We start from the raw sequence: 14,863 nt of genomic DNA, 5'->3' as shown, positions 1-14,863 counted from the left end.
TCATGATTGAAATTGATAACCTGCGCATCGCCTTTGGTGCGCATCAGGTAGTGAAAGGCGTCAGCTTCGCGGTCGCCAACGGCGAAAGCTTTGGCATGGTCGGCGAAAGTGGTTCGGGCAAATCCACCATTCTGCGCGCCCTCGCCGGACTCAATGCCGATTGGCAAGGCAGCATGAAATTTGGCGGCATGGAACTGGGCGCTAAACGCAGCCGCGCGTTCTATCGCCAGGTGCAGATGGTGTTTCAGGATCCGTTTGGTTCGCTGCATCCGCGTCAAACCATCGACCGCATCCTGCATGAGCCGCTGCTGGTGCATCAGCTCGATCGCGCGGAACAGCGCATCAGCCAGGCGCTGAGCGAGGTCGGCTTACCGGCCGCTGTGCGTTTCCGTTATCCGCATCAGCTTTCGGGCGGTCAGCGTCAGCGCGTGGCGATTGCCCGCGCGTTGATTGCCGAGCCAGAAGTGCTGCTGCTGGATGAGCCCACGTCGGCGCTGGATGTGTCGGTGCAGGCGGAAATCCTGAATTTACTCAGCGATCTACGCACTGAGCGCAAACTCACCTACATTATGGTGACGCATAACCTCGCGGTGGTGACCCATCTATGCCAGCGCATTGGGGTGATGCAGCACGGTGAGATGGTGGAGCAATTGAGCGCGGAGGATTTACGCGCGCGCCGCATCCAGCATCCGCATACCGCTCAACTGTTTGATCTCAGCATGACGCTGGAGGAACCGGCATGACCGCGAACGGGCAACAGTCTGCTGATATCGCACCACTTTTCGATCTCAGCATGACGCTGGAGGAACCAGTATGACCGCGAACTGGCAACAGGCCGCCGAGGTGGCGCAGCAGATAACACAAGGCTGGCAGCAGCCCGGCGCACCGGGTGGTGCGATAGTCCTGTTTGATGCCCATCATATTCACTCAACACACTGCGCCGGTCTGGCCGATCTGGCGCAACAGACCCCCTTCGGCGCCGACAGCGTGGTGCGTTTTGCCTCGATAACCAAGCATCTGTTTGCCGCGCTGGTCACCGGGCCGGGCCGTCGCTACCTGCAACTCAACGATAAGCTGGTGCAGCATCTGCCGCAGCTTACAGGCGCCAACGGCCAGATCACCGTCGGCCAGGCGCTGGACATGAGCAGCGGCTTGCCCGACGTGCGTGAAACCCTGTCGCTGCTCGGCTTGTCGGTGTACAACGCCACCAGCGCTGCTGATCTGCTGGATTTTGTCGCACAGGAAGGCGATCTCAGCTATCCGCCCGGCAGCGAGATTTCATACACCAATACCGGCTACCGCCTGGTGGAAGAGGCGCTGAAAGCCAAAGGTGTGCTGTTCAACGATCTGCTGCAGCAATATATCTGCGAGCCGCTGGATATCAGTTTGGTCGCGCCGGAAACCTGGTTCGATATCGTGCCGGGACTGGTGCCGGGTTACTGGCAAAACGGCGCGCAGTGGCAGCTCTCCAGCGCTGGATTACACCTTTCCGCCTCGGGCAGCGTGACCGGCAGCGTCAATCATCTGACGCGCTGGCTGCAAAGTCTGCTGGCGGACAGCGGACCCGGCGCGGGCGTGCTGCAACGCCTGAGCGCGCCACGCCATCTCAATGACGGCCGTACCAGCGGCTACGGGCTGGGTATCACCAGTTCCACGCTGGGCAGCCAGACGCTGTTCGGTCACGGCGGTTCGCATGCGGGTTATAAAAGCTATTTCCTGCTGCATCCGGAGCTGAAGCTGGGCGTGGCGATTGTTGCCAACCGCGAAGATGTGGCGACCTCAGAAAGTGCACTGCGGGTGATGGCAGCGCTGCTGAATCGCACGCTGCCGGAAAAAGGGCACGACCTGACGCCGGGCTTATACGTGGCAGAAAACGCCGCCGACTGGCTGGAGATTCAGGGTGTGACCGCGACCTGGCTGGGTGCCGGTGAAACGCTGTGGCGCGCCGATCCTCATGGCGATGCAGTGTCGCTTTCCAGCACCTTCCCGATCAAACTGCGCCATGAAGGTGCAGCGATTGTCGGTGAGATTGGTCATGCGCCGCGCCGTTTTGTTCCAGTACAGGCGGACAGCGCCAGCCTTGAGCATCTGCAAGGCCGCTGGTTCGCACATGCCTGGCGCAGCGAAATGGTGATTGAGGGCGATCGCCTGGTAATGGGCATCGGTCCGGCAGCGATTCATGCCAGCTTGCAATCGCTGGGCAACGATCGCGTGCTCGCCACCGCGCAGGATGGACCCTGGGAAAAACGCTTTGTGATAGCGCGCGAAGGTGACTCGCTGCGGCTGCTGCTCAATCGCAGCCGCGTGGTGAGATTTACGCGCTAAGCGGTCGTCTGGTCAATTCAACACATCAGTCAAAGCTGCCATTTTTATAAATGGCAGCCTCTTTTCTTTAAACCACTGTGTGGCGCAGACGACCAATCTTTTCGATCTCGACTTCAATCACATCGCCGGGGAACATAAACAGCGGTGGCGTGCGTTTTTTTCCAACGCCGCCCGGTGAACCGGTGATGATCACATCGCCTGCTGACAGCGGGCTAAACGCTGAAATGTATTCGATGATTTTCGCCACCGGATGCACCATGCTGGCGGTGGTGTCGTTCTGCACTTCACGCTGATTCAGCCAGGTTTTGATCGCCAACTGCTGCGGATCGGGGATCTCATCTGAGGTGGTCATCCATGGACCAAAACCGCCAGTCTGCTGCCAGTTTTTTCCGGCGGTAAACCAGGTGAACTGCATGTCACGTACGGTGGCATCCATAAAGCAGCTGTAACCGGCAACGTGTTGCAGCGCATCGGCCGCTTTAACCTGATAGGCCGGCTTACCGATGATGACGGCCAGTTCGCCTTCGTAATCAAATTCCTGGGTGGTGGCCGGTTTCAACAGCGGCTGCTCATGCCCCGCCAGGGAATCCGCGAAACGGACGAACAGCGTCGGCGCTTCGATAGTCTCGGCAAACTCTTTACGCTTGTCCGCGTAGTTCATGCCGACACAGAACACTTTTCCAGGATTTTCCACTACCGGAAGAAAGCGAATTGCGCTGAACGGGTGATCAGCCGGCAGTGAGCTAAAGGCTTCCAGGTCGCTGACTGCGCCGCGTTGTAACAAAGATTTCAGGTCCGGGCACTCCGCGCCGAGGCGCGAACCGACGTCAATCACGCCTTCTTCCCGCACGATTCCGTAACTTTTTCTTTCCTGGTCAATAAGATAAAAACTGCAGAGCTGCATGACTGCCTCGTTGTTATATATAAATTGCGCGCAGGTTACCAAAAGCCAGCAGGAAATGCGGTACGACCTGCCAATAATGTGCCTAAGCGTTGATACGTGATTGCTGATCTATTGATTGCCATCCATGGCAACCCTGCAAACATCCGTTAGGCGCGCAGTCCTGGCAACCTTGCGAGCATCAGTTTGGTGCGCTGTCATGACAACCCTGCGAGCATCTGTAGGGTGCGCCTTCATGCGCACCAACATTACGACTGCGTACTCGCCAGATAGGAGAATGCACTTAGCAGGCTGATCAATGTGCCCATCTGCTCGGCGCGATAACCCACGGTCACCGCATCAATGCGCGTTACACCGGGAATCAGACTGAACAAATCCGCCAGCACCGGTTTGCTGGCTTGTAACTGCATCTCATAAGGTGCGGTCAAACGCGTGGTACTGACCTGGCGCGCACGCTGTACCGCCGCGGTGGCGGCGGCACGAATGGCGTTTTGTGCGGCTTGCGGGCTAATGGACTCCGCGCAGGTGTGGGAAATCGCGCGTTTCACACAGACGTAATCCACTGACGGATAGTGTTCGGTGATCCAGCCTTGCAGTTGATCATCCCCGCTCACCAGCCAGAGCGGTGTGCCCTGTTCGGCGGCGGCGGCAGCGTAGATGTCGCTTTCGCCCATCACTTTGCCGTTGATATGGATGCGCCAAAAAGCACGGCCGTTAATGGTGTGTGCCAGCACGCCGGGTTCGCCCGCCGCGCTGTGATAGCCGATAAAGAACAGGCCATCGAAGGGCTGCTGCTCAATGCCTTCCACCATCGACAAGCCACGCGGCTTGCCTTGCACCATGCGCGCACGCGGATCGATGTTTTCTGCGCGCAGGTTGGTCATTTGTGCATGGCTGTCGGCCACCACCACTTCGGTGGCTCCGCCGGCAAACGCGCCGTCGATAGCGGCGTTGACCTCCTGCTCCATCAGTCCACGTGCCAGCTGGTATTCCGCATGGCCGGGGGAGCACTGTTCCGGACGCATCACGCCCGCGATACCTTCAATGTCAGCAGAGATGAATATTTTCATAAGTCAGGCAAATTCCGTGCGGGTTGGAACACGGTCGCCATAAATGGCGACCCTACAGGGAACAGTGCGTCACAGGCCGCTTTTAAGCTGACCTCAGACGCTGCTGTAAGAGGCGCCAAATGGCGACACTACGGTTAACTTAACGTCAGAGGCGGCATTCAAGCTGAACACAGGCGCTGCTGTGAGAGGCGCCAAAAAAATGGCGGCCCTACGGTTTGGCCAATTCATCCAGCACCTGCGTCAGTGACGGGCGATGATGGCCGCGAAAACCGGTGACCGCTTCGGCGCTTAATAGCGCATCCAGCACCGCGTGTTCAGTGGCATCAGCGGCGGCGGCAAGCAGCGGTTCCAGTGCCGCATCTTCCGGCGGGTTTGGCTGCGTTTGCGTGGAGAAGGCCACGGCAATATCGCCTGATCCATGTCCCCAATAACTGCCTAAACGGCCTAATCCGGCACCGGCGCGTTTAGCGATACGCTTAAGCTGGCGCGCATCCAGCGGCGCATCGGTGGCCATGATAATGATGATGGAGCCGGCATCGCGCTGCGGTGCCAATTCTGGCAGCAGCGGCCCAATCATGTCACCAAGTCGCACACCATCCAGCGTTAACGCATTCAGTGCCCCAAAGTTAGCCAGCACCAGCACGCCCAACGTCGCATTCAGTGACGGAATTGAACGCGATGCGCTGCCAATCCCGCCTTTCAAACTGAAGCAGCTCATGCCACGTCCGGCACCGACGCTGCCACGGGCGAAATCGGCCTGCGCCGAATCGAGCGCATTCTGCGCCATGGCTTCGGTAACGGCCAGCGCCTGAATGTCATTCAGCCAGCCGTCGTTGCACTCCAGCGCCAGCGGATTGACGGTCGGCAAACTGCGACCCAACTCCGGGTTACGGCTGATGGCGTCACGCACCAGTGTGGTAAACAGCGTGCCGACTGCCAGTGTGTTGCTGAGCAAGATCGGCGTTTGCAGCACGCCCAACTCTTCGATTTGCACCAACCCGACGGGCTTGGCAAAGCCATTAAAGACCGCCGCGCCGCAGGGTAACGGCTTGAGAAACAGGTTATCGCCCGGCGGCACAATCGCCGTCACACCGGTTTGTCTCTCACCGTCTGCCAGCGTGTGATGACCGACGCGCACGCCGGGCACATCGCTGATGCGATTGGTGGCACCACAAGCACTGCGTGGTTGCCCGAGCTGGCGTTCAGTGCGCCAGCGTTGCAGCAGCAGATCGCGCTGCAGTTGTTGAAAATCCATGTTTAGCTCTTCAGTTTGGGATCGAGCGTATCGCGCAGCGCATCACCCAGCAGGTTAAACGCCAGCACAGTAATGAAAATTGCCAGGCCGGGGAACACGCTGACGTGCCATAAACCGCCCATCATCATGCTGCGGCTCATCGCCAGGATATTCCCCCACTCTGGCACATCCGGTTCCGGGCCCAGGCCAATAAAGCTGAGGCCCGCTGCCGTTAGAATACTGGTGCCGATACGCATGGTGAAATAGACAATCACATTGGAGAGCGTGCCGGGCAGAATGTGGCGCAGCAGGATCACGCGATCGGGCGCACCGGCGCAGCGCACCGCTTCGACATACGCAGCCTGTTTGAGCGACAGCGTCGAGGCGCGCACGATGCGGGCAAAGACCGGCACGCTGAACACCGCCACGGCGATAATCACGTTATTCAGTCCCGGACCGAGAATCGCCACCACTGCAATCGCCAGCAGCATGCCGGGAAAGGCAAACAGCACGTCGGAACCGCGCATGATCAGCATGTCAATCCAGCGACCGTAATAGCCCGCCAGCAAGCCGAGCAGCACGCCCACCACCATGCCCAGCGTCACCGACAGCACGCCGACGTAAAGCGAGATGCGTGCACCGTAGATGATGCGGCTCAACAGGTCGCGTCCCAGATCATCAGTACCCATCCAGTGTGCCGCTGAAGGAGGTGATGATAAGGCCATCCAGTCCGGTGCCATCGGGTCCCATGGTGCCAGCCAGGGCGCGAAGATCGCCACAATCACCAGCAGCAGTACAAAGCCGCCGGAGACCAGCGCCAGCGGATTACGCACAAAGGCGTGCAGGAAATCGCGCCACGGCGAGCGGATGGTTTGTGGTGTTGCGGCAGAGAGAGATTCTGTACTCATCACGACTCCTGTCGCAGGCGAATGGCTGGATTGACCACGGCGTACAGCAGATCCACCAGCAGGTTAATCACAATAAATTCAAACACGAACAACATCACCAGCGCCTGAATCACCGGCTGATCTTGCGCTTTGATCGACTCGATCAACAGCCAGCCTAATCCCGGCCAGTTGAAGACGCTCTCCACCACGATCGATCCGCCCAGTAGAAAACCGAACTGCAAGCCGAGCATGGTGATCACCGGGATCAGGGCATTACGCATCACGTGCTTCCACGTCACCAGCCGATTGCGCAGCCCTTTGGCTTTGGCGGTGCGCACGTAATCTTCCTGCGCTACTTCGAGGAAGGCGGAACGAGTGAAGCGTGCCATCACGGCGGCCACCGAGGAACCCAACGTAATGGCGGGTAGAATAATGTCGCTGGCTTTGTTGAAGCCACTCACTGAGAACAGGCCAAACGGCATAGCGACGAACTGGATCAGCAGCAGGCCAAGCCAGAAGGTCGGCATCGAGATGCCACCGACGGCGACGCTCATCAATGTCCAGTCCTGCCATTTACCACGCTTCAGCGCCGCCAGCACACCGAGGAACAGACCGAGAATCACTGACCAGGCGAAGCCCGCCAACGCCAGCCACAGGGTTGGCATAAAGCCTTGCTTGATCACCTGCAGCACCGGCTGTTGCGTGCGGTAAGTGACGCCGAGATCGCCACGCAGCAGCCCACCGATCCAGTTAACGTATTGCTGCGGCAGCGGATCGTTGAGTCCAAGATGCTGGCGCGCGGCTTCGACCGCTTCAATCGGCGCGTCTGGACCGGCGTAAATGCGCGCCGGATCGCCGGGTAGCAGCTTAATAAAGCCGAACACCAGCAGCGAGACCACCAGCAGGACAGGGATCATCTCCAGCAGCCGACGAATGATGTATGCGAACATGCGCTTCCTTTAAATTGGGGACGCCCTCTCCCGTTTGCAGGAGAGGGTTAGGGTGAGGGATTAACGCCCTGCCTTACTTAAATGCCGCCTGGGTGTAGAGGAAGTTGCCATCTGCCAGCATCGATACGCCGGTCAGGTTGCTGCGCTTGCCTACCAGGTTATCTGGCGTGCCGAGGAAGGCGACGGGCGCATCTTTCCACAGCATTTTCTGGGCTTCCGCATAGGCTTCACCGCGCTTAGCCGGATCGGCGGTGGCTAACCCACCAGCAATGGCTTTATCCACTTCCGGATTGCTGAAGTACGAAACGTTATACGAGGTCGGTACCCAGGATTCGGTGGCATACAGCGGGCGCAGCGCCCAGTCCGCATCACCGGTCGAGGTTGACCAGCCGCCGTAATAGAGGTCGAATTCGGCTGCTTTAGGATCCTTAACGCCCCACAGTTTGGCGTTGCGCGTACCGGAATCCATTGGCGTCACTGTGGCGCGAATGCCCACCGTTGCCAGCTGGGCTTTCAGCACCTGCGCCGCGCGCACGCTGGCGGTGGTGTTGGTGGTCCACAGTTTCAGATCCAGACCGTTCGGATAGCCGGCAGCTTTCAACAAGGCTTTGGCTTCATCCGGGGCGTAGTGATAATTCGGTTCGCTCTGTTTCTGGTAGAACTGCACCCCTTCCGGCATCGCGGACGAAGCGGGTTTACCCATGCCAGCAAACGCCACTTTCAGCCACAGATTGCGGTCGATGGCGTAGTTGATCGCCTGACGCACGCGCACATCCGCCAATGGTTTGTGCTGGGTGTTGATCGCCATGTAGTAGAGATAAATACTCGGATCGCGTTGGATCGCTAATTTGCTGTCGCTCTGTACAGTCGCGATCAGATCCGACGGCAGCGGCCAGATCGCATCCACCTGTCCTGATTTCAATGCGGCAACGCGCGTGGCATCTTCCGGACTTGGCGAGAAGGTCACTTTATCCACCTTCGGCCAGCCTTTCTGCCAGTAGCCATCGTACTTCACCAGTGAAACGGCCTTGCCCGGTTGCCAGTCAACAAACTTGAACGGACCGGTGCCAACTGGATGCAGGCGCAGCTGCGCTTCCTCTGGGTATTGTTTGAGGATCGCCGGGCTCCACATCACTGCTGACGGGTGTGCCAGGGTGTTGATGAAAGCACCAAAGGATTGGTTAAGGTCAATTTTCACCTGATCCGGCGCCAGCACCGTGACGTTGGCAATCATCTTATACAGGCTGTTGCGCTTCAGGCCTTTGGTCTGATCGGCGAGGCGATCGAGGTTGGCCTTGACCGCTTCAGCATCAAACGGCGTGCCGTCCTGGAAAGTGACGCCTTTACGCAGCGTCAGGGTAAATTCGGTGGCGTTGTCGTTATTGGTATAACCGGTCGCCAGCCAGGGTTGCAGCTTCATCTGCGCATCGAACTGGAACAGGCGTTCAAAGATACCGCTCTGCACCGAATAGCTGACGTTATCCGAGGTATCGTGTGGATCGAGACCGGTGATATCGGCATACATCGAAATACGCAGATCCTGCGCCTGCGCGGCGGCAGCCAGCGCGAGGGTCAAGCCAAAAGCCAGTGACGAACGGCGAAAAAGGGTTTTCATGAAATCTCCTGGTATTGAGCGTTAGCGCGATGCAATGTCGTCAGCGACCCAGTGTTGCGGTGCAACCTGGCGATAACGGGGTTTGGTGACCGTTTCGCCCAACTTGCGCAGCGGCGAAGGAATTTCGCTATCTTCGAAAGTACGGGTCTGACGGTTCTGTGGATCGGCCACCGGCACCGAGGCCAGCAGACGTTGGGTATAGGGATGTTGCGGCTGATTGAACACCGACTGGCGCGGGCCAAGCTCGACAATCTGGCCGAGATACATCACCGCCACGCGGTTAGCGATACGCTCCACCACCGCCATGTCATGTGAGATGAAAATCCACGCGACGCCAGTCTGCTTTTGCAGGTCCATCATCAGGTTCACCACCTGCGCCTGGATCGAGACATCCAGTGCCGAGACGGCCTCATCGGCGATGATGACTTTCGGTTTCAAGGCCATGGCGCGGGCAATCGCAATACGCTGGCGCTGGCCGCCGGAAAACTCATGGGGATAACGCGTGGCATGTTCGGGCAACAGACCAACGCTTTTCAGCAAGGCCTCAACCTGCGGCGTGGCTTCTTCCAGCGATTTCACCAGACCGTGCAACAGCAGCGGCTCGGCAATGGTGAAGCCCACGGTCAGACGCGGGTTTAAAGAGGCGTAGGGATCCTGAAATACCATCTGGATTTCGCGGCGCAGCGGTTGAAACTCCGCCTCTTTCAGATTAGCGATTTCATTGCCCTGGAAATGAATGCTGTCAGACTGACTCTTGATCAGGCGCATCAGCGCGCGGCCGGTAGTGGATTTGCCGCAGCCGCTCTCACCCACAATCGCCAGGGTTTCACCCGGCCACAGGCTGAAGTCGATCTGCTCCACCGCATGCACTTGATGGGTCAGGGCTGAAAAGATGCCACTGCGAATCGGGTAATAGACTTTTAAACCGCGCACATCCAGCAATGGCGTTTCGTCATAACGGGCGGTGCGCTGCTCACCGCTATCGGCGGGCTGAGTGGCGCCCAACAGTGGAAAACGCTGCGGCCAGGATTGTTCACGCATGTCGCCCAGTTTCGGCACAGCAGCAAGCAGCGCTTTGGTATAAGGATGCTGTGGCGCGTTGAAGATGTCCGCGACCGTACCCTGTTCCACGACTTCGCCGCGCAGCATCACCACCACGCGGTCGGCAATTTCCGCCACCACGCCCATGTCATGGGTGATAAACAGCACTGCCATCTGCTTCTCGCGTTGCAGGTCGCGCAGGATGTGCAGAATGCGCGCCTGCACGGTGACGTCCAGCGCGGTAGTGGGTTCGTCGGCAATCAGCAGCTGTGGATCGCACGCCAGCGCCTGCGCAATCATCACGCGCTGGCGCATGCCGCCCGACAGCGAGTGCGGGTAGCTTTTCATCACGCGATCGACATCGGCGATGCGCACCTGGCGCAGCAGTGCCCGCGCACGCGCATCCGCAGCGGCTTTGTCGCACATCTGATGATCACGCAGTGCTTCCGTCAACTGATCGCCCACCCGCAGTACCGGGTTGAGCGAGGTCATCGGCTCCTGAAAAATCATCGCCATTTCGCGCCCGCGCAAGGTGCGGCGTTGGGTTTCATCCAGCGTTTCCAGCGTGTGGGCTTTACCCTGACGATCGCGGAACTGCATGCTGCCGCGATCGATACGGCCTGAAGCGGCCAGCAGGCCCATCACCGCCAGCGAAGTGACCGATTTGCCCGAGCCGCTTTCACCGACAACGGCGACGACTTCACCGGGATAAATGGCAAAACTGATGCCTTTCAGTGCCTGATTTACGCCGCTGCGGCCGCGAAACGAGACGCTAAGATCCTGTATCGCGAGTACCGGCGCGGGACCGGCAACGCTGGCGGCGTTGGGAGTAAGTAAAGTGTCCGTCATCGTTGCCTCTTGCGGTTACAGCCAGATTCGGCCTTGAGCGTAGGAAAGGAAGGGTGAGCTATCGGCGGCCAGCCAGATGGGGCCATCGAGATCCACGTGTTCTGCAGCAATCGCCACCGGCAGCGCAGCTTCCATTGCGAGTGAGGAGCCCAGCATGCAGCCGACCATCAGACGCATATCCAGCTTTTGCGCTTCTTCGACCATCGCTAAGGCTTCGGTCAGGCCGCCGCACTTATCCAGCTTGATGTTGATCATCTCGTAGCGATTACGCAGCTCGGCGATGTCTTCACGCGTGTGGCAACTCTCATCGGCGCACACCGGGATCGGGTGGTTAAACCGTTGCAGATCCTGGTCTTGTCCGGCAGGCAGCGGCTGTTCAACCATGGCGATGTTGTACGCTTGCAGCGCGATAAGCAGGCTTTGCAGATCGACGCCCGACCAGGCTTCGTTGGCGTCAATGATCAAGGTGGCACGTGGCGCAGCCTTTCTGATGGCCGCCACTTTCTCTAAAATCTCGTCACGATTCAGTTTGATTTTCAGCAGGATGGCACCACGCGATACCGCGTCAGCGGCGGCAGCTGCCATGTTTTCGATGGAGTCGAGGCTTAAGGTCTCCGCCGTGATCACCGAAGGCGGTGCAGTGCGTTCGCACTGCTGCCACAGTGTCTGCTTCGCCAGCGCGGCATCAAGGCGCCACAGCGCACAGTCCAGCGCATTACGCGCTGAACCGGCAGATAAACGGCTTTGCAGATCGATTCGGCTTAAGCCCGCTTCGACATCCTTACGCATCGCTTCCAGCTGCGCCTCGACGCTATCTGGTGTTTCATCGTAACGCGGTGTCGGCGTGCACTCGCCACGACCAATAAAGCCGTTCTGCTCCAGCGTGACGCGAATGACAGTGACGGCGGTACGCGTGCCACGCGAAATAGCGAAAGGACGCGCCAGCGGCAGCTCCAGCACTTCAATCTGCATGCGCCGCATCTTAGCCACGCTCCTGCAGCAGGGCGGCGATATCCGCGATACCAAAACGCACCGGATCGGTGGCCGGCACGCCGAATTCAGCGCTAACTTCCGCACAATAGGCGCGAGCTTCTTCTTCGCTGTAGTTGGAGGTGTTGATGGCAAAACCGGCCAGTTGCACATTATCGCTGGTGACATCGGCCGCGCGCAGGTTGGCCTCCACGCAATCTTTCAAACTCACCATCGGCTGATGCGGTAAATGACGCATGTGCGGACGGCCCATTTCGTGACACATCACCAGCCAGTGCGGCTGCGCACCGTGAATCAGACCCATGCTGACGCCCGCATAAGAAGGATGGAACAGCGAGCCCTGACCTTCAACGATATCCCAGTGGTCGGCATCATTGGCGGGTGACAGGGCTTCTACAGCACCGGCGATGAAATCGGCAATCACCGCATCAATCGCGATGCCTTCACCAGCAACCAGAATGCCGGTTTGTCCGGTGGCGCGGAAATCCGCCTTCATGCCGCGTTCACGCATTGCCGCTTCCAGCGCCAGCGAGGTGTACATCTTGCCGACTGAGCAGTCCGTACCGACAGTAAGTACACGCTTACCTGTACGCTTTTTACCGCTGCCAACATTCAGTTTTGGACGCATATGGCGCAGGTCAAACAGCTCAACGCCAAACTCCTGGGCTAACGCCACCAGCTCTGGCTCATCCACCAGGCGATGGTGCAAGCCGCTCGCCACGTTCATGCCTGCTTTGATCGCACCTTTAACGGTATCGAGCCAGTGCTCCGGCAGATAACCACCGGCATTGGCGGTGCCCAGTACCAGCGTTTTTGCGCCACGTTCTTTTGCCGTGGCGATATCGAGTACGTCCAGACCTAAGCTGACAGTACAGCCCGGCAGTTTAATTTCGCCGACGCACTGCTCAGGGCGCCAGACGTGAATGCCGCGCGCCGTTTTAGCGGCCAGTGGATCGGTGACATCGCCAAGGAACAATAAATAGGGTTGAGGGATCAGCATGATGTTTCTCGTTTCAGACGGGTTAGAGGGTCTGAATCAACTATTCCATGCGGGTTAAGAGGTGACGAATGCTTGTTTGGTAGCGGGGTATAACATCAGGCTATAGCCAGATCCAAAACTGATGGTTAAGGGTACTAAGCCATTGATAGAGAGAAAATTCGAGGCGTTATTGAGCGGGGGAGATAAGAAAATCATTGATAACCACAGGTCGATCCCTGACCGCGATTATCGAGGGTATAAATGCGATTAATGCAGTGCGCCTGGTGGGACGTGCTTGAAAGTCTCAACATATGCACGAAACACGTAGCGGAAAAAACGTTTCATTGGATACCTGGCTCAAAAATTGTTGAAGAAATACGCGAAAAGTATAACTAACGCGCGTTTTTCACGCAATTATTTTTGAGCCAGATCACAAAATGAGGGGTTTGGCAGATGCCTGAATTAGCCGAAGAGGTTGAGATGTTGATTAAGGATGGTGCAGCCGATGCTGATCAGTACCAGTCCACCCAGCACTTCCGCCCATTTACCCATCACCGGACCGATAAAGCGACCCACCATCACGCCAGTCGTGGCCATGATGGTGGTAGCGGCACCAATGGTCAGCGCGGTAAGCACAATATTCACCTGCAGGAATGCCAGGCCGACGCCCACCGCCAGCGCATCAAGACTGGTAGCCACCGCGGTCAATGCTAAGACCATAAAGCCATGACGCTGTGGTGCTTCGCAGGGTTCATCCGCCGTCTGACGGAAACCTTCCATCATCATGCGGCCGCCAAGAACGGTTAACAGGGCAAAGGCCACCCAGTGATCCCATGCCATGATGTAGCGACTGGCCGCCAGGCCAATCGCCCAGCCAATCAGCGGCGTCAGCATTTCAATCACACCAAAGATCAGGCCGGTGCGCAGCGCTTCTTTGAAGTTCGGGCGATGCAGCGACGCGCCTTTGCCCAGTGCTGCGGCGAAAGCGTCCATCGACATACCAAAGGCCAGAATCAGAGTTGCGATAAATGTCATGGGTTTTCAATCAATGCCGCGAAAAATGCCTTCAAGCGAGCGATTTTCCGCATCTATTGTTCAGTAATGAAAAAGTGCGCGCAGTCTAGCACGCAAAATCACCAAAAAAAAGACAGTAAAATCATGGATTTAAGTATAGCAAAGGCTATAACTCTTAACTTGCGCTATTTATGACGCTAAGTGGATGGAATAGAAGAATTTTCTTAGGGTGACCCGGCACAGGGATTGCACGCCAGCACGCTTTTATGCGCTAATGCCCGCGCTAATTGATAGGAAACCTGCGATGAAAAACCCGTTTGAAACGCTGATTATCCCTGGCGGAATCCTGCTGCTGGGCTTTCTCTCCGCGCTGCTATTGCCCGCGCCGCAATTCGGCCTGGAATTATCCAGACGGATTCAGGAGATGCTGCATTTGCAGGACCTGAATCAGCTCTACACTATCGTGTTTTGCCTGTGGTTCCTGCTGCTGGGCGCGATTGAATTTTTTGTCATCCGCTTTGCATGGCGTCGCCTCGCTAAGCAGTGATCCCCACCGCCGCGTAATGCTTTTTTCCTCTGACCACTGTCTGACGCGGCGAAAAATTAATACTCACAGAAATGTAACATTAGTTTTACACGATCTGGCGAAATATCACGCAACATAAAAACCGCATAAAAAATCAATCCACTACAAATTGATATTAATCATACACTTAAAGTGTGATGCCGCTCACTCTCCGAACATTACCCTGTGCATTCCTCTCACAATATCGCAACAACTGCATTACCATAACCCTCTGATTAAGGGATAAAAATCCCTTATGACAACGGGGTCGAGCTGATTAATTCTTATGCTGAATCATTTCGGCCTTTAAAAAATAAACAAACGTTTAATTCCGATACGAGAATGTTATATTCAAATGCATATGCATAACGTGCAGTTAACCGTTATCGTCCCCTGACTTAAACCTGAGTCTTAACCTTTGAGAAATAGCGCGACGCGCTCGA

General features: G+C 57.4%; 14 protein-coding genes. 3 read left to right on the top strand and 11 right to left on the bottom strand.

Going from position 1 to position 14,863, the window contains the following annotated elements:
• Positions 1 to 2 precede the first annotated feature (2 nt).
• Together F3J37_RS19545 and F3J37_RS19540 are read left to right on the top strand one after the other, a co-directional pair.
• Positions 3 to 743, top strand: coding sequence for an ABC transporter ATP-binding protein (locus tag F3J37_RS19545; protein ID WP_097119471.1), 741 nt, complete (start codon positions 3 to 5; stop codon positions 741 to 743).
• Positions 744 to 813: 70 nt separating this feature from the next.
• Entirely contained in the window at positions 814 to 2,325 is a 1,512-nt protein-coding gene (locus tag F3J37_RS19540) for a serine hydrolase domain-containing protein (protein ID WP_166935151.1), read from the top strand.
• A 67-nt stretch (positions 2,326 to 2,392) separates the two neighbouring features.
• On the opposite strand, the gene F3J37_RS19535 is transcribed toward F3J37_RS19540, so the two are convergent.
• The 11 genes from F3J37_RS19535 to mntP all read right to left on the bottom strand — a co-directional run bounded on the left by F3J37_RS19535 (position 2,393) and on the right by mntP (position 13,876).
• Positions 2,393 to 3,229 (bottom strand): fumarylacetoacetate hydrolase family protein, encoded by an 837-nt coding sequence (locus F3J37_RS19535; RefSeq protein WP_166935150.1) that lies wholly within the window; start codon positions 3,227 to 3,229, stop codon positions 2,393 to 2,395.
• Positions 3,230 to 3,474: 245 nt separating this feature from the next.
• Positions 3,475 to 4,296, bottom strand: coding sequence for a M55 family metallopeptidase (locus tag F3J37_RS19530; RefSeq protein ID WP_160869263.1), 822 nt, complete (start codon positions 4,294 to 4,296; stop codon positions 3,475 to 3,477).
• 208 nt (positions 4,297 to 4,504) lie between these two features.
• Entirely contained in the window at positions 4,505 to 5,551 is a 1,047-nt protein-coding gene (locus F3J37_RS19525; RefSeq protein WP_166935149.1) for a DmpA family aminopeptidase, read from the bottom strand.
• Positions 5,552 to 5,553: 2 nt separating this feature from the next.
• On the bottom strand, positions 5,554 to 6,438 hold the full coding sequence (locus F3J37_RS19520) for an ABC transporter permease subunit (protein WP_034819962.1): 885 nt from the start codon (positions 6,436 to 6,438) through the stop codon (positions 5,554 to 5,556).
• Positions 6,438 to 7,367 carry an ABC transporter permease gene (locus tag F3J37_RS19515; protein ID WP_045814153.1) on the bottom strand — a complete coding sequence of 310 codons (930 nt, stop codon included), beginning with the start codon at positions 7,365 to 7,367 and terminating at the stop codon, positions 6,438 to 6,440. The genes F3J37_RS19520 and F3J37_RS19515 overlap by 1 nt, the downstream gene beginning before the upstream one ends.
• Before the next feature lie 73 nt (positions 7,368 to 7,440).
• On the bottom strand, positions 7,441 to 8,982 hold the full coding sequence (locus tag F3J37_RS19510) for a glutathione ABC transporter substrate-binding protein (RefSeq protein WP_166935148.1): 1,542 nt from the start codon (positions 8,980 to 8,982) through the stop codon (positions 7,441 to 7,443).
• Between the two features lie 21 nt (positions 8,983 to 9,003).
• Positions 9,004 to 10,872 carry an ABC transporter ATP-binding protein gene (locus F3J37_RS19505; protein ID WP_166935147.1) on the bottom strand — a complete coding sequence of 623 codons (1,869 nt, stop codon included), beginning with the start codon at positions 10,870 to 10,872 and terminating at the stop codon, positions 9,004 to 9,006.
• Between the two features lie 15 nt (positions 10,873 to 10,887).
• Positions 10,888 to 11,853, bottom strand: a complete 966-nt coding sequence (gene dgcA / locus F3J37_RS19500) for an N-acetyl-D-Glu racemase DgcA (RefSeq protein WP_166935146.1) — start codon at positions 11,851 to 11,853, stop codon at positions 10,888 to 10,890.
• A 1-nt stretch (position 11,854) separates the two neighbouring features.
• Entirely contained in the window at positions 11,855 to 12,862 is a 1,008-nt protein-coding gene (dgcN, locus tag F3J37_RS19495) for an N-acetyltransferase DgcN (protein ID WP_038644154.1), read from the bottom strand.
• 246 nt (positions 12,863 to 13,108) lie between these two features.
• Positions 13,109 to 13,186: a stress response protein AzuC gene (gene azuC / locus F3J37_RS28670; protein ID WP_502921534.1), complete on the bottom strand. Its 78-nt coding sequence runs from the start codon at positions 13,184 to 13,186 to the stop codon at positions 13,109 to 13,111.
• A gap of 117 nt (positions 13,187 to 13,303) precedes the next feature.
• Positions 13,304 to 13,876, bottom strand: a complete 573-nt coding sequence (mntP, locus tag F3J37_RS19490; protein WP_058960691.1) for a manganese efflux pump MntP — start codon at positions 13,874 to 13,876, stop codon at positions 13,304 to 13,306.
• Positions 13,877 to 14,159: 283 nt separating this feature from the next.
• Here mntP and F3J37_RS19485 point away from each other — a divergent pair, with 283 nt between their 5' ends.
• Complete coding sequence (locus F3J37_RS19485) at positions 14,160 to 14,402, top strand: DUF1158 domain-containing protein (RefSeq protein ID WP_034819984.1); 243 nt, start codon at positions 14,160 to 14,162, stop codon at positions 14,400 to 14,402.
• Positions 14,403 to 14,863 lie beyond the last annotated feature (461 nt).

The organism is Candidatus Pantoea communis, assembly GCF_011752685.1.
Lineage (GTDB): Bacteria > Pseudomonadota > Gammaproteobacteria > Enterobacterales > Enterobacteriaceae > Pantoea > Pantoea communis.
Note: the sequence above shows the minus strand (reverse complement) of the source record. Positions and strands in the feature narration are given on the sequence as shown.